Origin of the sequence: Anaerotruncus sp. AF02-27 (genome assembly GCF_003465835.1) — a bacterium.
GTDB lineage: Bacteria > Bacillota > Clostridia > Oscillospirales > Ruminococcaceae > Anaerotruncus > Anaerotruncus rubiinfantis.
On record NZ_QSBX01000002.1, the window covers coordinates 145,044 to 165,819 of the forward strand.

Consider the following 20,776-nt stretch of genomic DNA (forward strand, 5'->3'; position numbering starts at 1 on the left):
TATCGGATTGGTTCCTTTTGTTTTGGCTAAATCAGGGTTATCGAAGCGGACGCAGGCAAATGATTGGAAGAACCTCTTGTATCCCGGAAAGCAGCAGGTTCTCTTTCACCACTTCAAAATTCAGACTGTATACTTCCTGCAGCCGTTCTCCAAACTTTACCATATCCCGTTCACGAAGGGCCTGATAGACAAGCCTGATCTGCTGTGCAAAAAAGCCGACCCGGTATTCCTTATATTTACAGAAAACCAGAAAATATCCCCATCGCTCCAAATCACACAGATGCTTTACGATATCACGCAGCGTCTTGGAAGGCATACGGTCCAGGAAAAGCTGCAAAAAGGGAGAACCTCCTTGGACAAAAATATCCGCATCGCTTCCATTTTCAATCCAGGCGCCGATTTTTTCGATATCATCATCCAAAATAAAATCCATTGAAAATTCCGCTAGTTTTGGGCAAAGTAGGAAAATGGCTTGCATGGTATAGAGGAAAATTTTCAGCCCCTGTTTGGCGGTCTCGCTGGCCAAGGCCGGCTGCCGCTGCCGCGCTTCAGATAATGTAACCGTGCAGCCCCTTCCCCTTTTGGCCTCGATTAATCCCAGTTGGTTCAGCAGCCGAATGGCGCCGCGAATGGTAATTTCCGAGGCGTCGAACTTCTCTGCCAGTTCAATAATGCTGGGCAGGCGTTCACCGTCAGAAATGTTCCCCATACTCATCTGCATAATCAACTGCAACGCGATATCAATATAAAGGGGAGGCGTACTGTTCTCGGGCTGCCAGGAAAATTCCACTGGCGAAAGCGCAACATTCGGCTCAGGCAGCATCGCCAGATATTCGAGCATCCGCGTTTCATATGACAGGTACAGTTTTTCAAAATTGACAATCAAACGCGATTCTTCGTGATGTTCGATGCAGAACAGGGAATCCTCCAAAACACGATACCAATCCATACAGTCGGCGCGGGTATCCTGCGGGCTCCGGGTATAAGGGATCTTGCTGAACAGGGTCAACTGATGCCGCAGGTCTGAGAGGATGGGGTTTTCAAACATTGAGACAAGCCTGTCGATGAACTTCTGGATCAGGATGGTATATTCATCCACCGTTATGGTTTCCCCATCATAGGATCGCAGCAGATCCCGCAGATAATCCAGATCGTTCTTCTCACATAAACGTGCGCCGTGAACTGCGAGATTGGGCAGCAATATGCGCCAGATCTGGAAAACGTCTTTGAGCGCCTCTTTCTTCCGGGTCAGATATTGCAGCAGGGCCGTTTCGCTGTTTTCAAACACTACCACAGCCTGTTTTCCCCGTTTTGTTCGGATATAGCCTTCCTGTTCAAGCCGTTCCAGCGCCCGCAGAACGATCCCGATCTTTACCTTGTACTGCGCGCAGATTTCATTCAGGGTCGGCAGGAGCTCCCCTTTTACACGCACACCGGAAATAATTTGCGCCAGCAACATCCCATAAAGTTTTTCACACTGGGTATAGGGTGTTTTTTTTGCCACTTCACCACCTCCGTCCCTTTCATTATACGTGTTTTTTCGTCAAGCGCAAGTAATCAGAAATCACAGGACCGTGGCTGATTTTGTCAGAAACTATTGTGATTTTAGAAAGGCCATGTTATTATTGTTACTGTATGATTATCATTATAATCACAATGTTTTGGGAGAAATAAAAATGCTGCACAATGAAATCCGAAAATCAAAAACAGTTCTAATACTGTTTTGTTTTCTTATATTAATCATTATTTTTATATCCACCTTAACAGTCAGAAATGCCATACATCTTCGGACATCAACGGAAGCGCTCACCTTTTCTTATCTCGATGATGTGTCCTACCAGGTTTCGGAACACATCGACCACCGGATTTCTGAAATTATCCTGAATCTGCATTCGATTGCGGACAGCCTTGCACATGTGGACACCCAGGAATCCCGGATTGATTACCTGGGACGCAAGGCCGGCTACTATGGTTTTGACCAGGTATTTACCGTGGCGCCGGACGGCTCTTTCCTCTCGAGTGAAGGGGAATACCAAGATTCGGAAGAAATCTTTTCCGCGCTTGCACAGATGGACGGGCAGCCCTATATCCATCAGCTGGACGGACAAAATCTCCTGTACGCCGTTCCGCTTCGGGAAGGGAACCGATTTTCCGGAATCATCGGCTGTATCCAGGGGAAAAAACGGATGCAGGATCTTATCCAAAGCAACAGCTTCGGCGGGAGCGGAGTTTCCTGCATCACCGACGAATATGGAAAGGTTGTCATCTCCCCGCCTGATCTGAAGTTTTTTCTGGCGTTGGACGATATCTTTGCCAGAAATGCCGATCATGCTGTTTCCACACAGATTGAACAGATGAAACAGGACATGCTGGAACGCCGGGACGGAAACATCTATTTTACCACGATCAGCGGCGAGCATGTCCTGATGGCTTATAACGCTCTGCAGATACAAAACTGGGTATCGCTTACGCTGATTCCCGCAGATGTCATTGCAAAAGATGTCTTCCAGTATATCGCATGGAATGTGTCCATCACAGCTGCAATCATCCTTTTGTTCGCTATTTTCATCGCAACCCTCCTGTTCATATACCACAGGAATCAAAGGCTGCTTGAAAAGATTGCATTCGTTGACCCGGTTACCCAGGGCTTTTCCATCAACCGGTTCAATCTGGAAGCACTGGAACAAATCCATAAATCCCCGCCCGGTTCCTTCCTTATGGCCTCGCTCAATGTGCGGGATTTCAAGCTTATAAATGAAAAATTTGGAAGCAAAGAAGGCGACGATACACTTCGTTATATCTATCATGTGCTTTCTGAAACGCTCAAACCTGGAGAATTGGCTGCCCGCGGCGCGGCTGACAACTTTTACCTGCTGATGGGCAAGGCGGAACCGGAATCGGTCAGCGCCCGTTTCAAACAGATTGAACAGAGGATCAATGCCTTTAACGAAGGCCTGAGGGAACCCTATTTCCTTTCAATCTCGTGCGGCGTTTATCAGATTGATGAACCGGAGCTGGAAATCCGGGCCATGCAGGGCCGCGCAAACACTGCACGGCAAAGCACATCCGGCGATACCTGCGGGTTCTATACTGCGGAAACGCAGGCTCAGCTTCGAAACAGCAAGGAACTTCGCGACCAATTGGAGCATTCCCTGGAAAATCAGGAGTTCATGGTCTATTTCCAGCCAAAGGTACGGCTGAGTGACTGCTCGGTGGGTGGCGCGGAAGCGCTTGTTCGCTGGCAGCATCCAACAAAGGGATTCATCTCCCCGGCCGATTTTATTCCTGTTTTTGAACGGGACGGTTCCATCTGCAAAGTAGATCTGTTTGTATTCGAGGAGGTCTGCCGCTTTCTGAAGAAGCGGCAGGATTCCGGAAAGCCGCTATTTCCAATCTCTGTAAACCTTTCGCGGCGCTTTTTTCAAAATCCTGATTTCATCAAGCCGTTTTATGAAATCAGGCAGCAGTACGAAATTCCGGAAGGGCTCATTGAGCTGGAAATTACCGAATCTGTCATGTTTGAGCGCAATGAAATTCCGCGTATAAAGGCCGCGCTCCAGGGAATCCACGAGGCCGGATTCCTCTGCTCCCTGGATGATTTCGGCTTTGGATATTCTTCCATCAGTCTTCTCAAAGAGCTGGATGTTGACACGCTCAAGCTCGACCGCAGTTTTTTCCTTGAACGCAATCTTGATCAACGTGCCCAATATGTCATCTCCGCAATCCTGGAGCTCACCGATAACCTTGGGATCCATACGGTGGCTGAGGGGGTTGAGTATCCGGAACAGCTTAAATTCCTACAGCGGGCGGGCTGCGGTCTGGTACAGGGATATATCTTCTCCAAACCGCTTTCTATTCCCGATTTTGAAGCCTGGGTGGAACAGCCGATCCAGGTAAGCGTATGATCAATTTTCCCAACCGTAAAAAGGAAGCGGCCCAGGGCCGCTTCCTTTTATATTATTATTTTGATTGCAAGTTCAGATAAAGACGATCACCACAAACGCACCCGCAAGCACACCCATCGTACGGTATAACTTTGCATAGGAGCCGCAGCGTCCCTGAGCCGAGGTAAGCTGCATCTGCAAAAGTGCCTTCGCGTGTGCCAGCTGTGCGAGCTGGCTCTGCAGATCGCATTGACCAAGCGTATCTGCAAGGCCGGTAAGGATCGAAAGGTCGTCCGGCGCCAGATTTGCACGCGTCACCGTGATCGCCTGCTTCCATGCTTTGGGGAATGGTATCCCGCGTCTGCAAAGCGATGCGCATGCGGGCAGAAAAGCCGCCGCGGAAAGCGACTCGCGGCTTTCCAGCCTGCCGACCACTTCGTCCGGCGGCGCAAGGCTGTAGGAAAGTTCGCTTTCAAACGCGGCGAGCGCCGCGATACAGGCTTCCAGTTCCTCCACACGGTTTGTGAGCGTTTTCGCCATTGCCATACCAATTGATGTCGTGCACAGCACCACCAAAACCATTCCGCTGACCTTTAAAAAAGCGTACATACTTCACCAATCCTTTTCACTTCTGTTATTTCCGCCGGGCGCTGTGCGCCTGCAAGCAGCACGATTAGCTCAAAGGCTCCGGTTTCAAGCAGTTTCCTCGCCTGCGGACGGCGCGACAATTCCGCAAAGCTTCCCGCATGAATAGATGTCACCACCGAAACACCACTGTTGGCGGCCTCTGTAATTCCTTCTATTTCCCGGTCGCTACCCACCTCGTCGCAGATGATTACCTCCGGCGAAAGGTACCGCAGTGCGATCTGCAGTCCTCGATCTTTTGGATAGCCGGACAGCAGGTCACTGCAGACACCCAGATCATTTTGGATACCGCCGCCCGAAGCGGCGCCGATCTCCCCGCTCTCGTCCACCACGCAGACTTTCACATAACGCCCGACCGCACCGTCCGCAAGCTGCCGGGCCAAGTCGCGCAGCAGGGTTGTTTTTCCGCTGGCGGGCGCACCCACAAGCAGGATTCCCCGCAGGCGGTCCGCCAGATATCCGCGAATCAGCGGATCCGCCGCGCCATAGATCTCCCGTGCAATCCGCAGGTTAACCGAAGTGATTTCCCGCACAGCGGTCATCTTCCCTTCCTCCAGCACAGCGGTTGCCGCAATGCCCGCCCGATGTCCTCCGCGCACCGAAATATATCCGTCTGCTACCTCCTTCTGATGACTGTGCACCGACCAGCCGCAGAGTGATACAAAGCATTCCTGCAGATCCGACCGATCCAACAGAAAAGGCTTCGCTCCCGGATTCGGAGAAACAGCCCCATTTTCCTCTACAAAAAACGGTCGGGTGCAAACCATCAGCGTGAGCGGCCGACCGGTTCGCAGACGGATTTCAGTCGCGTTTAATCGGATTTCGCGCGGGACCCGCTCAAGTGTACGGCGTACCCGGTCGGACAGTGTCCCCACTGCCGCGCTGTAACGTTCATCCTCTTTCAATTCGGTCACGTCCTTTGGCTTTCTCCCTTCTATCATATTGGCCCGTCCAAAATTTTAGAACCTGTCCGAAATGAAAATTGGACCGGCTTTTCACCGGTCCAATCTGTCCCATCAACCTGTTTCTATGCCATCCCGAGATCATAATACACATAAAAAACCTTGGGGCGCACGCTGCCCGCATCGGGAGCCACCTTAGATTCCACTGTTCTAAATAAGATGCAGATCCCAAATGAGCTTCACAAAAATACCCGCCAAAACCAGCGCCATGATCCCTTTGATGAACTTTGCACCTTTCTGGATCGCAAGGCCGCTGCCGATCCAGCTGCCCGCAATGCTGCAAAGCGCGGCTGGAATTGCGAGTGCAAACAATACCCTGCCCGCGGATATATAAAGAAAGGTGCTCGCAATATTTGACGCCAGATTTGTCACCTTCGCGTTTCCGCTCGCGGTCACATAGTCGAATCCCGCGATTGAGGCGTAACCGAAAACCATGAAGGTCCCCGCCCCAGGCCCAATGATCCCATCATATAAAGCTGTCACAAAGCCAATCCCTGCACAGGCTAAAAAGAGTTTGTATCCCTCCAGGAGCTTGGACGGCCGGATGCGGTTGCCGCCAAACAATACAAGGATCGAAACCACCGGCAGAACACCGACGATCAGCTTTTTGAGCAGGACGGCGTCGAGCAGCATATTGAATGACGACCCCAGCCCCGCTCCCAACAGCGCAAATACCGCGGAAACAGCGGCGCTTTTCAAATGGATCTTTCCATTTTGGTGGAAGCGAACGGTGGAAACCAGCATCCCCACCCCTGCCGAAACTTTATTGCAACCGAAAGCGATGTGCGGAGGAATCCCGGTAAGCAGATAGGCCGGCAGGCTGATCAGTCCGCCGCCACCGGAAATACTATCGACAAAGCCACCGAAAAAAACCAACGGGCAAACGATAAGCAGCATCTGTGGGAGAGCCAAATCTAACATCCTCTATTCCTCAACCGGATTTTGCGGCTTGCTGTGCGAATGCGCGTAGCAAGCCGTTCTGCGTCATTGTATCACATCCATCGTAAAAAGGGAAGCCTCCTCCTTCAATCAGCGAGTTGAAGGAGGAGGCTTCCCTTTTATCGGTTCTCAAAATTCACCATAGCGATAGACGATTTTGCCATTCAACACCGTCATCACCGGAATGAGCAGCTGTGTGCCGGTCATTTCCTGCTGGCAGTTATCCAGATATACCGGTGCCGCGCGAACCAGCTTACAAATTGTAACATCCCCCGCGGCTCCTTCTGCCAGCGTTCCATAATGGCCAAAGATTCCCAGCTGTTTTGCCGGGGTTTCTGTGGTACAGCGCACCACTTCGGAAAGCGTCATTCCATAATCGAGATATTTGCTCATGAGCTGTGGCAAACTGCGGCAGTATCCTTCTTTATTGTATACCACCGAAGTAATGTCAGTACTGATGATATCCGGAAAAAATCCCTGTTGAATCGCCTGCCTTGTAACCGAATGGTTATAATTCGTAAATCCGTTGCTGCAGTCAAAAAGCACGCCGCGTTTCCGTGCAGCTAAGACACCTTCCTCAATCTTTCCATCCGCATGCAGGATGCTGCGTCCTTTTCCATGGTAACAGTGACACATTACATCCCCTTTTCGGAGCAGGCCGCAAAGCGAGCTTTCCGTCGACGGCGGATTTGAAGCATGAACCACCACCGGGCAGGCAAGGTCATCTGCAATCCGGATGGTTTCTTCCAGCAGATGTAGGCCAAGGGTTCCGAGCGTCTCCTCGCCCATATAAACTTTCAGCCCTTTAATCTGGTCGGGATAGCGTTCCATAAGCAGGGACAGGCCACGGGTATCCTGTCGGCTGGGCAAACAGACCTTTGCATTTTCTCCAATCGGCATACCCTCGTTTCGGATGTTCAGATAGGAGTAGACGCGGATCATGCTGGGTTTTACAACGCCATTATAAAAATCCTCAAAGTTGGATCTTCCCGCCGATCCAGCGTCCACAGCACAGGTTACTCCGCTTGAAAGCAAGAGATCCGGGTGGAGCGCCAGCGCGTTATTTCCGGTATAAATATGTGTATGAAAATCCACCAATCCCGGAAAGATATAATATCCGGACGCATCGATGATGTTTTGTGCCTGCGCTGAAACGCCGGTCACTGCACCGAGGGATTTTCCATCCCGGATACCCAAATTGCAGACTCGATCAATTCCAGATGCGGGGTCAATCAGATGCCCGTTTTTGAATAAAAGATCGATCATGGCAGCCTCCAAATGTTAGAATATTCAATCTGTGCCCCGGTTTTCAATCGCTTTCCGCCTCCGGCAGACTTGCTGCAAAGGCTCCGATCCGTTTTACCCCTTCCAGGATATCATCCGTGGAGGCTGCAAAAGAAATCCGAATATATCTGCCGAACGCATCGCCGAATCCAATACCAGGAACAACCGCGACAGCCTGCTCCCGCAGAAGCCTCTCTGCAAACACGGTTCCGCTCAGCCCAGTTTTTTCCACATTGATCATCATATAGAAAGCACCCATGGGTGCGACGAAACTCAGGTCCGGGATCGCTCCGAGCCCACGAAGTAAAAGTGCCCGCCGCTTTTCAAACTGACTGACCATATTCCGCGTGGAACACAAGGAATTCGTATGGTTCATTGTCTCCGTCAATGCCACCTGTATGAAGCTGGGGATACAGCAGGTATTATATTGATGCAGCTTTAAAACAGCGGGCAGCAGCGCCTTGTCCGTCGCTAAATAGCCAACCCTCCAGCCGGTCATTGCAAAGGATTTTGAAAACCCGTTTATGCAAATGGTACGCTCCTTCATCCCCGGAAGCGAAGCGACCGAACAAAAGCTAGCCCCATCATACAGGATACTGTCATAGATTTCATCGGACAGTACCAACAGATCATTTTGGCGCGCCAGCTCTGCAAGCTCTTCAAGGATTTCCGCTTTGTGGATCGTTCCGCATGGATTCTGTGGATTATTCAGGACGATCATCCGTGTCCGCGGTGTAATTGCCCGTTTCAATTCTTCGATATCAATCTGGAAGTTGTTCTCCTGCCTGAGTGCAATCTCCACAAATTTCGCCCCCGCCAGAATGGTTGCATTTTTATAGTTCATGAAAGCAGGAGTGAATCCAATAACCTCATCCCCGGGATCCACAAGTCCCAAGATTGCATCCAGAATGCCTTCTGCGGCCCCCGCTGTCAAAATGATTTCCGAGTCAGGGTTGTATAGAACTTTGCCCGTCTGAAGGAGCCTCTCTTTTATTGCCTGGCGAAGTGGCAAATAGCCTCGGTTGGGGAAATAATGGGTATATCCATTGGTTAACGCTTTTTGAGTGGCCTCTACGATATGCGAAGGTGTATGAAAATCCGGTTCACCGATCTCCAAATGAATGACCCGTTCCCCTTTTTCCTGCATCTGCTCAGCCTGTTCAAGTACTTTTCGGACAGGTGAAAATGCAACGTCAACTGTACGATCCGCAAAATTTTTCATAATAACGTGTCCATGCCCCTTCCTTCTATAAAATCCGGGAAATCAATCGCAACCGCTAAAAATGCGCGGCACAGATTTTTTAGAACATTATCCGATATGGAAAGCTCCGGGCTGTGCAGTTCCTGCGGCCTGCCCGGGATACCGGTTCCGACCCACAAAATGGCACCCGGCCGTTCGCGTAAAAAGTAAGCGAAATCGTCCGATCCCATAAAGGGTGGAAATTCTTCCATCAGCAGATCCTTCCCCAGGTGACGGGATATCGCGTTTCTCAGATATTGCGCGGCATACGGTTCGTTAGCCCCCATTGGAAAACTAGGCTGCCAGACCAGTCGGATATCTGTCTGGCTGCTTCTCGCTATCCCGCAGGAAATTTCATCCATCCGCTGCATAAGCTTTTCCCTGTCTTTCGGATCAAACGTGCGCATGGTACCTTCCAGCTCGGCTTTTTCCGGAATGATGTTGCGCCGGATTCCGCCGCTATATTTCCCCACGGAAATCACAGCGGCATGATGAGCGCATATTTCCTGCGCCGGCAAGGCGCAAAAATGCAGCACAAGCTGAGAGGCTGCCAAGAGTGGGTTGACACAGGCATGCGGCATTGCCGCATGCCCGCCCTTCCCTGTTACCGTAACATAGAAATTGTCATTCGCAGCCAATGCGGGGCCTTTGACAACTGCGAAAGCTCCCTCCGGGATTTGGGGCATGGCATGTGCGGCAAATACGGCGCGGATATCCGCTCCGTCAAGGGCGCCGTCCGAAATCATTGGAACAGCCCCCCCGACCGGACCATTTTCCTCCGCGGGCTGAAAAATCAGCCGAACACCACAGGAAAGCGATTCCTTCACCTGTTGGAGAATCAGCCCCGCCGTCAAAAGTGCCGACATATGTACATCATGGCCGCAGGCATGCATGACGCCCGGCGTTTGGGAGGCAAATGGCAGCCCGCTGGCCTCCGAAAGGGCCAGTGCGTCCATATCCGCACGAATTGCCACTGTTGGGCGGTTCCGTTCGGTTCCAATATCCGCAATGATCCCGTACCCGCCCAATCCAGTCCGGCAGGGAATTCCCGCCCGCCGCAACCAGCCGGTCAGATATGCCGCCGTTTCCTTTTCCTGGTTCGATTTTTCCGGATGGGCGTGAAGATGATGCCGGATTTCAGCATACTTCTCCCAATCCTGTCTGAGGAGCGCATCCATCCGCTTCATCGTTTCATTTGTGCCTTTCATCGGAGAGCCTCCTTAAATTCGATATCTTCCCGCAAAATATCCTTCGTGGATAGCGTCAAACATTCCTCTGGGCGCTTTTGCATCGCCAATCAAAAGGATTTTTTTGCAGCATCCCGCCTTTAAAAGATTTCGGTAAAGCGTGTGATCCGGCCGATAGCCAATGGCCAGCACCACACATTCCGCTTTGTGTACCGCCTCTTCCCCGGCAATATTAAAATGCAGGGTATTTTCCATGATGCGGTTCAGACGAGCCTCTGTATAAATCCTTACGCCCAGCTCATTCATCCTGTGCAGCAAGGCGGCCCTCATAACCGGATGATCGGCGGCCAAAACTTTCTCCATGGGCAGCATATCGTAAACGGCCACCTTTTTCCCCGCCAAGCTTAGCAACCAGGCGGTTTCAAGGCCCACCTTCCCAGCTCCGATGATTGCGACCTGCTCTGGAAGGAATCCTTCCACACCCTTTTCTATCAGGTCTTCCGCAATCAGCACTTCCATCTTTGCATCGCGCGCGAAAGGCGGAACCACCGGGATACCCCCTGTCGCAAGGATTATGGAGTCCGCCTGCTCACACTGCAACAGTGTTGATACATTTTCTTCGTCCACCTTTGTATTCCAGATCAGATGGATGTTCCGTTGCTCTATCTCCTGTTTATAATAAGCAAGCAGTTCCCGGACGCGTTCCTTGAAATCTGGCTTTGCAGCCAGCCGAAGCGTACCGCCGAGCCCTTCTCCGGAATCGTAGACCGTCACTTTATATCCCCGGTCGGCCGCCTGGATCGCGGCCTCCATACCACCGGGGCCCGCGCCCACAATCACGACCGATTTCGGCTTCGATTTTTCGCTGGAAGGACGGCCGTAAAACTCCCGGAGCAGCCCGGGATTCACGGTGCACACCAGATCGGTGCCGGTCAGAATATGTTTATGACATTCGAGACAACCGACGCATGGACGCGCAATCTCCTGCGAAAGCGGCTTCTCACCCCATTCTGGATCCGCAAGGAATGGTCTGCCCACGGCTACCATGTCCGCTTGCCTGTTTGAAATCACTTGCTCTGCATCCTGGGGCGTTACAATCCCGCCCACCGCGATAACAGGAACCGATATCGCCTTTTTGACCATTTCCGCCAATGGAACAAGACAACCCTTTTCATCATACATGGAGGGAACGTCCGCATAAGGGGTATACGGATAATCCTGTGGCGCGGAAAAGACGAGTGAGTTTGCAGATACATGCAGATAGTCCACGCCGTAACGTTCCATTTCCTTCGCAATGATTACGGCGTCCTCCGGTTCGATCCCACCCGGAAAATTTTCAAAACCAGGCATTTTGAAGCCTATGATGAAATCTGCTCCGCAAGCCTCACGGACTGCGGATACGATCAGTTTCGTAAAATAAAGACGGTTGATTAAACTGCCGCCAAAGGCGTCCCTGCGGCAATTCGTCACAGGCGAAAGAAACTGATTGATCAGGTAGCCGTGGCAGCCATGCACCTCGACGCCATCAAATCCCGCGCGTTTCGCCCGCATGGCGCAAAAACGCCAATCGTCCACAAGCGCATAAATTTCTTCCTCCGTCAGAGCTTCCGGTATTTCCTTGTAAAGCGGGGAAGCAACCGCAGACGGGGCAATGCAGCGGTTTCCTGTGACAGAGCTTGGAGCCCGCCCGCCATGCAGTCCAAGCTGCATCAAAATATGGCTGTCGTAAGCGTGTACACTGGCGGCAAGCTGGCTAAGCGCGGGGATCAGCAGATCCGAGTTGGCCTGCATCGTGGGGACTCGCATTTGCCCTTCGCGCACAGCTGTCTGTTCTGTTATGATGAGACCGGCGCCGCCTCTTGCCCGCTCTTCCAGAAAGATTGCGCACCGGTCTGAAAGCGTGCCGTCTAACAGATTGGCACGGGTTCCCATTGGGGAAAGGACAATACGGTTCCGTATCATTTTTCCCGCGAGGGTAATCGGTTCAAATAAAGCTGGATAATCGCACATACGGAGATACGCTCCTTTTCATCAGAAATTGGGCCGCAAACAAGCAGAGGCCCCCGCCCATAATCATTCCATGGAATAGAATGCACTTTGCATGGCTTGCTTCAAATGCTCCAATGCTTCCCCCTGGGACGGCAGATTCGGCGTATATGGTTTTCCGACCGATCGTCCGGCGAGATTCGCCAAGTCCTTTGTGGCCACAGGAAAACTTGCCTGATCCATCGCCAGGCGTATCTGCGCCAAGCGAAACTGTGTTTCCAAAGCCTCCTGAAGCCTTCCCTCTAAAAAATCCTGATAAACGGAACAAACCTGTTTGGGAATAAAATTTGCAGTTGTGGCGACTGCTCCCACAGCGCCATGGGACAATGCCGCATAAATCAGGGTATCTTTCCCACCAAATACCTTAAAATTTTTTGAACGGGTTTTTCTGATGAATTCCAAAGTCTGAGTCATATCTCCAGAGGAATCCTTCATCCCGCAGATATTGTCCATGCGCGAGATGAGCCGTTCAACCAGATCCGCGCTTATGGTATAACCTGTCCTCCCCGGATTGTTGTAAAGAAGCACAGGCATATCGGGAACCGCTGATGCAATCGCACAAAAATGTTCGAAAAGCTCCTCTTCGGTGGGCTTTATAAACATCGGCTGCAATACGGAAATTCCATTCGCACCTGCGCATTTTGCCATTTCAGCAATATGGATACATTTTTTGGTACTGATTGCCCCAATTCCCATATAGACGGGAACCCTGCCCCGCGCTTGATCCAATATGATTTGAAGGCCTCTGTACATCTCATCCTCTTCCACCATATAAAATTCGCCATTGCTGCCAAAAGCCAGAATGCCATTTACGCCTCCATCAATGACAAAATCCACCTGTTCCCGGAGCTTCGCCTCCCTAATGCGTTCATCTTCATCAATCGGAGTCAGAATAGGCACAATTATGCCATAAATAAAATCTGTAGTCATTGGTCTTCTCCTTTAATAACAGTTCCCGATATTTTTCGGGAGGGCGAAAAATATCGGCACCTCCCGAAAAATATACCAACTATTTTTTCACTTTATCAATCGCAGCAAGAAACTCGTCTACAATTTCATCGCCAATATCTTTGCGCACCATATCGTACACGGGAGAAGCCATTTCCTGCATCTGGGCAAGCACTTCAGGCTCCATTGGGATGATCGTTACTCCTTCATCCATACAGGCTTTCTTATAGTCCTGGAGGGAAGCGTCCGACAGGCCGACGATGTATTCCATCGATTCCGCCATGCAGTCGTCAACCATCTTCCGGATATCGGCGGGCAGGCTGTTATATACCGATGTGCTCATGCTGAAGGTCATGATGTGACCCACATGGTTGGATTCCATAATGTATTTCTGGACTTCGTAGAGCTTTGTATCATAAAAGTTCATATAAGGGTTTTCTTCCGCGTCCACAACGCCCTGCTGAAGATTCGTATAAAGCTCGGACCAGTCCATTGCAATCGCGTTTGCGCCCAGCGCGTTCCAGTATGCGAGATGGTATTTGTTTTCCTGGGTGCGGATCTTTATTCCCTTCATATCCGCAACCGCATGGATCGGTTTATTGGCGGTAAGCTGACGGAATCCGGCGTCACAGAACCCCAACATAACAAAACCGCCCGATTCAGCATATTTTTCATTCAGGAGATCACAAAAATCGCTGGTGAGAAAGGCCCGCATAGTTTCAATATCTGGAAACGCATTGGGCAAATCGAAAAGCGCATATCCGGGAACATACGGGGGCAGCATACTCGTTACACCGGTCAGGAGGGCAATCGTCCCATTGATATGCCCTTCCATCATTTCCGCCGTGGAACCCAGAGAAGAGTTTGCGTAGAGGTTCACCTTCACACGCCCCTCGCTGCGTGCTTCTATCAGCTCTTTGAATTTTTCCGCGCCTTTGTAGTTCAGTGTCTCCTCAGTGCCGCCCATTCCAAAAGACCACTCATAGGTTTCCGATTCCGCCGGAGCCGCCGCGGAACCGTTGGATGCCGCCGGTTGCGCGGGAGATGCGCATCCCGCAAGTGTTAAAATCATACAGAGCGTTAACAAGAATGCCAATACGGTTTTTTGCGTTTTCATGACCATTCCTCCTTTTTATATAAGCCAACAGGCTTATGTTCAACAAACCGGCATTACCCCACCAGCCACAGGCTTATTCCTGGGATAAAAGTGATTGCCAACAAAGATATCACGAAGGTCAGTAAGAACGGGATGGTAGCTTTGGCCAGCTTCAGGATTGGGATATTGGACATCCCGCTGCCCACATACAGGTTTACGCCAACCGGAGGGGTAACCATGCCGATCGCCAGATTTGCGGTCATTATGATACCAAAATGGATCGGGTCCATGCCAATACCTGTGGCCACCGGAAGCAGAACCGGCGTGAGCAGCATAATATTCGGGATATTGTCCATTACAGCGCCAAATATCAACATAATCAGGTTCAGCAACAGCAGGATGCCGACTTTTCCCGTATAACTGCTGAGGATGAAATTGCTGATTTCGGTTGCGTAGCCGGAAAGGGTCACCACACGGGTAAACGCTGTGGCTGCGCCCAATATAAAAAATAGATTGATGAAACTTTTGCTGCCCTCCACAAATAGTGCCGGAATGTCCTGAAAGCGGATGGACTTATAGGCAAATAAGCTGACTGCAAAGGCATAGATCACCGAGATCGCCGCGGCTTCCGTGGGAGATGCAATCCCACCATAGATACTTCCCAGGATAATTACAGGCGTCAAAAGGGCGAAAAAACTTTCCCGGAAGAGTTTCCAAAGGCCTTTTTGCCGGATTTCCTGATAATACATCTGTATCGTTTGCTTATCTTCGCCTTTACGCTTGCAGTAATAATATGCATAGCAAATGAGTCCTGCGGCGATCAGGCAGCCCGGCAGAATTCCTGCGATAAACAGGCTGGCCGGAGAAGTGTTTGAAACGGAAGAAAAAATGATATAGGAAATGCTGGGCGGGATGATCACGCCTAGGCCGCCGGCCACTGTTACAACGGCGGTGGAAAAGACTTTATCATAGCCAAGCTTTACAAGAAACGGGATCGTCATCGCTCCCACCGCGGCAACCGAGGCGGCCGAAGAACCGGAAATCGCACCGAAAAACAGGCAGGTAATGATTACGGTAGCAGGAAATCCCGCTGTTTTATTTCCGATAAAATAAGCGAAAAATCCAAAAAGCTTTTCTGAGATCCCTCCCTTTGCCATGAGGACACCTGCAAGCATAAAGAGTGGAATCCCTAAAAGGATAAAGCTGTTGAGCCCGCCAACTGTAGCGGACAATACGGAATTTGCATCAAATTGGAAATTGGAATTCAGAAGATTCGGCAACAGCGCCAGACCACAAAAAGTAAAAGACATCGGCGTACCAATTGCCAAAAGCACCAGAAACAGAATGAAAAATACTGCTGCATTCATTTGAGAACGCCTTCTTTCTCATTGGTTGGAATATTTAGAGGGCGATCCTCGCCGGTCCTGTTTTTTCTCCAACTGATAAAATCTAAAACCGTAACTTGAAATAGACGGAAAAGCCCAAGGCCGAGACCAATGACCGGCCCGATGATATAAATGATATAGACCGGGATATTCGTACCGGCAATAATACGGCCATGCGCTTCATAAAAAACCGTTGTCGTCACCGCCGTGTGAAATAGAATCAGCAAAACGAAAAATGTGATAAACCAAACCACCACTCCGCACGCTCTGCGGAAAGGTTTGGGAAGAATATTGATCAGCATGTCGATCCTGATGGAGGAACGATGCCGTATGCTATATCCAAGACTCAAAAATCCCATCATCACCAAAAAATAACGGGCAATGACTTCGCTCCAGGAAAGGCCATTCAGGAATACATAGCGCAATATGACCTGAATGCCCATTAGAAGCGCAACGCCAGCCAGAAATCCCGCAACGATTGTCTCTTCTAAATGCTCATCTAACCATTTCCATACTTTCATTGAAGTCACTCCTTTGTTTTTGGGTGGGTGGTTGTAAAACTGACGCATAGTGAATACATAATTCTATAAACTGGTATCTGATATACCAATTGATGGAAAAGAATAGGATAGAATTTTATTCTACCCAAAAGAGATGTTTCGAAGTATCCCGGATATGATGGACCATCCTCCTCTCTGCTTCCGCACTGTCCCCCGTCTCAACCGCTTTGAGGATCTCTTCATGCTGCAATTGCCGATTCAACAGCTGTTCATAGTCAGTGACATTGACAACCTTTCGCATAGAGCTATCAATTTGCAGAAAGCTGTTTGCCATATTACAAAGATAGGTGTTGTTCGAACTTTCGCGCAAGACACTGTGAAAACGTTCATTGATATTGGAAAGCTCTTCGGCGTCTCCTCTTTCCTCAATAATAGCACGGGCCTGTTCCAGCAATTCGCGCATCATACGTTTTTGATTTTCGGTCGCATAGATAGCGGCAAAATAGGCGGAAACACCGTCAATAGCACTCCTGATATAGGTGACCTCTTTTAAATTTTCTCTGGAATGTTCGGAAATAAAAGAACCTTTTCGTGGAACGCAAACAATCAGTTTTTCTGTTTGCAAGGCCCGAAATGCCTCTTTTACCGGAGTCGTACTAATATTCAGCATCTTGCTGATTTGCCGTTCACTGATTTTCTGTCCCGCTTTTAGTTCTCCATTGATAATCATCTGGCGGATAATATCTGCGACTTGATCTCGAATGGGCAGGCTTTCAACGATCTCTTTCTCCTGTTTGATCACCCTATTCAAAATCTCCTTTCGATGTTTCTAATTTGCGAAACGAAAACTAATATCTGGTATATCAGATATTATATAGACTTTCTATCTGCTTGACAAGACCAATAATAGCCAATCATTTTTAGATTATTTAGCAATTACGCACGAATTTCGGATAAAATGAAGCCCGATAGAGCGCTTCCAAAATTTAATTTTGGGGGATATCTCTTTCTTGTGGCTTTGATGGCTTTTCAAAGTACATAAATAGCTGGCACTTGATCATGCCATTATAAAGCTTGCGGCGGCGCACAGCCGGTCGACCGAATTGTGCTTCAAAGTCCTCGTCCGGGCTGATGATGTAATAGCTCATCCCCTCCTCCGGTGGAAAAGCCGTGCCCAGCATTCGGCAGATTTCCTGCGCTTCGGAGGCGTCGAGCAGCCGTTCGCCATACGGCGGATTTGTCAGAACAATGCCCCCATGTCCCGGACGCCGCGTCTGAAAATCTGCCACGTCTCCCTCGTACACCTTGATGCGCGATGCCACACCCGCTTTGACCGCGTTCTCTTGAGTGAGCTTGACCGACTGCGAATCATTGTCCGAAGCAAAAGCCAAAAATTGTGCATCTCTGCGCACTTCAGCGGCCGCCGCCTTGCGAAGATCGCTGAAAATCCCATTTGCAAAGCAGGCCCAATTCTGAGCCGCGAAACGCCGCCGAATCCCCGGCGCGATATTCAGCGCCTTAAGAGCCGCCTCGATCACCAGCGTACCGGACCCGCACATCGGGTCATATACCGTGGAATCCCCGCGCACGCGGGCAAAATCCACAATTCCCGCCGCGAGCGTTTCCTTGATTGGCGCTTCATTCGCATTTGCACGGTAACCGCGCTTGTGCAGGCCAGCGCCGGACGTATCAAGCAGCAGTGTAACCATATCCTTATGAATGGTGAACTGAACCTGATAGGCCGTGCCGGTTTCCGCAAAAACGGCACGCTTATAGACCGATTCAAATCTCCGCACAACCGCCCGTTTGATAATGCGCTGGCAGTCCGGGACACTGTGAAGTTTTGAATTCAGCGACGAACCTTTTACCGGAAACTGGTCGTCCTCTCCGATGAAATGTTCCCACGGAAGCTCTGCAGTACGATCAAAAAGCTCTGTAAAGGTTTCCGCCTTGAATCGCCCCATGACGATCCCAACACGTTCCGCCGTGCGCAGCCAAAGGTTCGCCTTCGCGACCATCTGAAGATCCCCATCAAAAAATACCCGCCCGTCAGTGACCTCCACGTTTTCCCCGCCGATTTTCTTTACTTCAAACGAGAGCACGCTTTCCAGTCCAAACAGACAGGGGCAGCAAATCCGATATATCTGATCCATCTATTTTCCAATTCCTCTCACATATTCCACTCAATATATAGTCATATTATACCAGTATACCCCTTAAATAGCAAGGATCCCGGTTCAAATGAAACCGGGATTCGCTCAAAACAACATCTTATGGTAGATCTGCACGATATTTTCCTGTACAAAGTTCCGAATCTGCCCCGCGGGGTCCTCTGGATCATCAAGATGCACCGTATAGTGCAGATCTGCGTTCTTCCCGGTCAGCGAAGCAAGGCTGCTGGAAGCAATTTGCGCGGGTGACGCTCCCCCCGCAAACGAAACGGAAAGGATTTTTTCCGCCGCGTTCATCCGAAGGGGGAAAAAAGGGCACCCATACCGCACAGAAAAATCACAGAGCCGCATCCCGTCCAGTTCCAGCGGCGGGGAGTCCCGATATGGGCTGACCGCCGCTATCAATGCCGCCCGTTCGTTGCCCGCGAGCGGACAGGTTTTCAGATTCCACGCGTCTGAATGGAACTGGTCGGTATGGATCACTGTGACGCCAGTCGCGATATCCGCCGAATTCACCGCGAGCGGGCAACCCGCTCCCGGAGAAAATACCCCCATCTTTTCTATCTGCCGCAGCCCGCATGCTGGCGTGTGGGAGGCTTCCAACAGGGTCATCAGCTCGTGAATTTCCTCCGGTTCCAGGCCTTTGGCCCACAACATGCAGGAAACTGCTGCGAGCGAAGTCACCGATAAGAGATCGATTTTGACCGAGCACCGCATCAGCTCGTCGGCAAAGGCATAAGCAGCCTGCGCACCCGGTCCGCTTCCGGATAGCGCTACCCCGATTTTCATGGCATACCTCCTCAGACGAAGATATTCCATCTTATGCCGCCGACCAGTCCCACGCTACACGGGCAGATCGTTTATTCCCCTGCCGCAGGCGCCGCTTGCGCAATAACCGCCTGCGACACCCGCAGTCCGTCCACTGCCGCGCTCATGATACCGCCCGCATATCCGGCGCCCTCCGCACAGGGATAAAGCCCTTTTGCGGACAGTGACTGGCAGTCCTCCCCCCGCAAGATCCGCACTGGTGAGGAGGTCCGTGTTTCCACACCGGTGAGCAGCGTATCCGGCGCGGCAAAACCTGGCAGCTTGGCGTTAAAGTTTTGAAGTCCGAGCCGCAGCATTTCCGTCACAAATCCGGGAAAAAGATCCGAAAAATCGCAAGGCTCCACGCCGCGCGCATAGGTCGGCTGTACCCGCCCGATTGTAAGGCCCGGTTTGCTGTTCAAAAAATGTGCCGCGTCCTGTGCCGGCGCGCGGTAGCCTCCCCCGGCCGCCTGAAATGCCCGGCGTTCCAGTTCCTGCTGGAAACACACGCCGTCGAGCGCGCCGCGACCGTAATCACCCGGTGTGACCGCGACCGCGACCGCCGCGTTTGCGTTTTTCCCATCGCGTGCAAAATAACTCATCCCATTGGTCACGGCCATGCCCGTTTCCGATGCGGCGGGCACCACCACGCCACCTGGACACATACAGAAGGTATAAACGCCGCGCCCGTTCCTGCGGTGCGAAAGCTGGTATTCTCCCACCGGCAATACCGGATGGCCAGCGAGCTTTCCATACAGACCACGGTCGATCTCGCTTTGCAGATGTTCAACCCGCACACCGACCGAAAACGGCTTCGGCTCCATGGCAAAGCCGTTTTCATAAAGCATCCGGAAAGTATCCCGCGCGCTGTGTCCGGTTGCAAGGATCACAATCCCGGTGGGAATTTCCCCCTCCGGCGTGAGCGCTGCCGTAACCGAGCCATTTCGCACCCGCAGCCCAGTGAGCGGCGTACGAAAGCGGATTTCCCCGCCGAGTGAAAGGATTTCCGACCGGATGCGCCCGACGACCTCCCGCAGGCGGTCGGTGCCGATGTGCGGCTTTGCCTTCTGTAAAATCTCGGGCGGCGCGCCGAACCGAACAAATTCCCGCACCACCCAGGAGCATTTCGGGTCGCCGATACGGGTGGTGAGCTTGCCGTCTGAGAAGGTTCCGGCACCGCCTTCCCCAAACTGCACATTCGTGTCCGGATCGAGCTTCCCGGTTGCCCAGAAAGTTTCGACCGCCTGCACCCGGCGGCTGATTTCATCTCCACGTTCGAGAATCAGCGGGCGGTATCCGTACCGTGCGAGCAGCAGACCAGCGAACATTCCGGCCGGACCAAACCCGGCTATCACCGGCCGGTGCGGCAGCGGTCGATTCCCCACCGTAACTTCGAGCGGCTGCTCTTCACGCAGGGCGACCTGTTTATCCGCCGCGCGCGCGGACACTTTCGCCTCATCCGCATAAAGCGTGAGCGCGACCGAATGGACAAAATGGATATCACTCTGTTTGCGCGCGTCAAGCGATGTTTTGACGATACAGCTTTCCTTGACATCGCTCTCCTGTATTCCCAGTCGCTTACGGGCTTTGACGATTGCGGCGGATGGATCTTCGGTAAGGCCGGTGACAATTCCGCTTATGATGACTGCCATTGATCTTCCCCTCCAAATAAATCGGGGGCG

General features: G+C 51.3%; 17 protein-coding genes. 1 reads left to right on the forward strand and 16 read right to left on the reverse strand.

Features of this window, described 5'->3' with window-relative positions; all coding sequences use genetic code 11:
* Positions 1-37 precede the first annotated feature (37 nt).
* The gene (locus tag DWV16_RS02775; RefSeq protein WP_118477732.1) at positions 38-1,504 is read right to left on the reverse strand and encodes a GntR family transcriptional regulator; all 1,467 of its coding nucleotides are present in this window, start codon (positions 1,502-1,504) and stop codon (positions 38-40) included.
* Positions 1,505-1,829: 325 nt separating this feature from the next.
* Between DWV16_RS02775 and DWV16_RS02780 the strand changes: the two genes are divergently transcribed.
* Complete coding sequence (locus DWV16_RS02780) at positions 1,830-3,905, forward strand: EAL domain-containing protein (protein WP_158572759.1); 2,076 nt, start codon at positions 1,830-1,832, stop codon at positions 3,903-3,905.
* A 72-nt stretch (positions 3,906-3,977) separates the two neighbouring features.
* Here DWV16_RS02780 and DWV16_RS02785 read toward each other — a convergent pair whose 3' ends face one another.
* The 15 genes from DWV16_RS02785 to DWV16_RS02855 form a co-directional block, all read right to left on the reverse strand.
* Positions 3,978-4,493 (reverse strand): stage III sporulation protein AB, encoded by a 516-nt coding sequence (locus DWV16_RS02785; protein ID WP_066459430.1) that lies wholly within the window; start codon positions 4,491-4,493, stop codon positions 3,978-3,980.
* Positions 4,478-5,470 (reverse strand): ATPase, T2SS/T4P/T4SS family, encoded by a 993-nt coding sequence (locus tag DWV16_RS02790; protein WP_118477734.1) that lies wholly within the window; start codon positions 5,468-5,470, stop codon positions 4,478-4,480. The genes DWV16_RS02785 and DWV16_RS02790 overlap by 16 nt, the downstream gene beginning before the upstream one ends.
* 171 nt (positions 5,471-5,641) lie before the next feature.
* Entirely contained in the window at positions 5,642-6,412 is a 771-nt protein-coding gene (locus DWV16_RS02795) for a TSUP family transporter (protein WP_118477735.1), read from the reverse strand.
* A 147-nt stretch (positions 6,413-6,559) separates the two neighbouring features.
* Complete coding sequence (locus DWV16_RS02800; RefSeq protein WP_118477736.1) at positions 6,560-7,696, reverse strand: amidohydrolase family protein; 1,137 nt, start codon at positions 7,694-7,696, stop codon at positions 6,560-6,562.
* A gap of 43 nt (positions 7,697-7,739) precedes the next feature.
* Positions 7,740-8,936, reverse strand: a complete 1,197-nt coding sequence (locus tag DWV16_RS02805) for a pyridoxal phosphate-dependent aminotransferase (protein ID WP_066459422.1) — start codon at positions 8,934-8,936, stop codon at positions 7,740-7,742.
* Positions 8,933-10,162 (reverse strand): M20 family metallopeptidase, encoded by a 1,230-nt coding sequence (locus DWV16_RS02810; protein WP_066459420.1) that lies wholly within the window; start codon positions 10,160-10,162, stop codon positions 8,933-8,935. The genes DWV16_RS02805 and DWV16_RS02810 overlap by 4 nt, the downstream gene beginning before the upstream one ends.
* Before the next feature lie 12 nt (positions 10,163-10,174).
* A complete protein-coding gene (locus tag DWV16_RS02815) occupies positions 10,175-12,151 on the reverse strand; it encodes an FAD-dependent oxidoreductase (RefSeq protein WP_118477737.1) in 1,977 nt (658 codons plus the stop codon).
* A gap of 63 nt (positions 12,152-12,214) precedes the next feature.
* A complete protein-coding gene (locus DWV16_RS02820; RefSeq protein WP_066459413.1) occupies positions 12,215-13,117 on the reverse strand; it encodes a dihydrodipicolinate synthase family protein in 903 nt (300 codons plus the stop codon).
* A gap of 79 nt (positions 13,118-13,196) precedes the next feature.
* Complete coding sequence (locus DWV16_RS02825) at positions 13,197-14,252, reverse strand: TRAP transporter substrate-binding protein (RefSeq protein ID WP_066459411.1); 1,056 nt, start codon at positions 14,250-14,252, stop codon at positions 13,197-13,199.
* Positions 14,253-14,305: 53 nt separating this feature from the next.
* Positions 14,306-15,598: a TRAP transporter large permease gene (locus tag DWV16_RS02830; protein ID WP_066459409.1), complete on the reverse strand. Its 1,293-nt coding sequence runs from the start codon at positions 15,596-15,598 to the stop codon at positions 14,306-14,308.
* Positions 15,595-16,137, reverse strand: coding sequence for a TRAP transporter small permease (locus tag DWV16_RS02835; protein WP_066459407.1), 543 nt, complete (start codon positions 16,135-16,137; stop codon positions 15,595-15,597). The genes DWV16_RS02830 and DWV16_RS02835 overlap by 4 nt, the downstream gene beginning before the upstream one ends.
* Before the next feature lie 115 nt (positions 16,138-16,252).
* Positions 16,253-16,918, reverse strand: a complete 666-nt coding sequence (locus DWV16_RS02840; protein ID WP_066459405.1) for a GntR family transcriptional regulator — start codon at positions 16,916-16,918, stop codon at positions 16,253-16,255.
* Between the two features lie 184 nt (positions 16,919-17,102).
* Positions 17,103-18,269, reverse strand: a complete 1,167-nt coding sequence (locus DWV16_RS02845; protein WP_066459404.1) for a class I SAM-dependent RNA methyltransferase — start codon at positions 18,267-18,269, stop codon at positions 17,103-17,105.
* A gap of 105 nt (positions 18,270-18,374) precedes the next feature.
* Complete coding sequence (locus DWV16_RS02850) at positions 18,375-19,076, reverse strand: hypothetical protein (protein WP_066459403.1); 702 nt, start codon at positions 19,074-19,076, stop codon at positions 18,375-18,377.
* Between the two features lie 71 nt (positions 19,077-19,147).
* Positions 19,148-20,746 (reverse strand): NAD(P)/FAD-dependent oxidoreductase, encoded by a 1,599-nt coding sequence (locus DWV16_RS02855; protein ID WP_066459401.1) that lies wholly within the window; start codon positions 20,744-20,746, stop codon positions 19,148-19,150.
* Positions 20,747-20,776 lie beyond the last annotated feature (30 nt).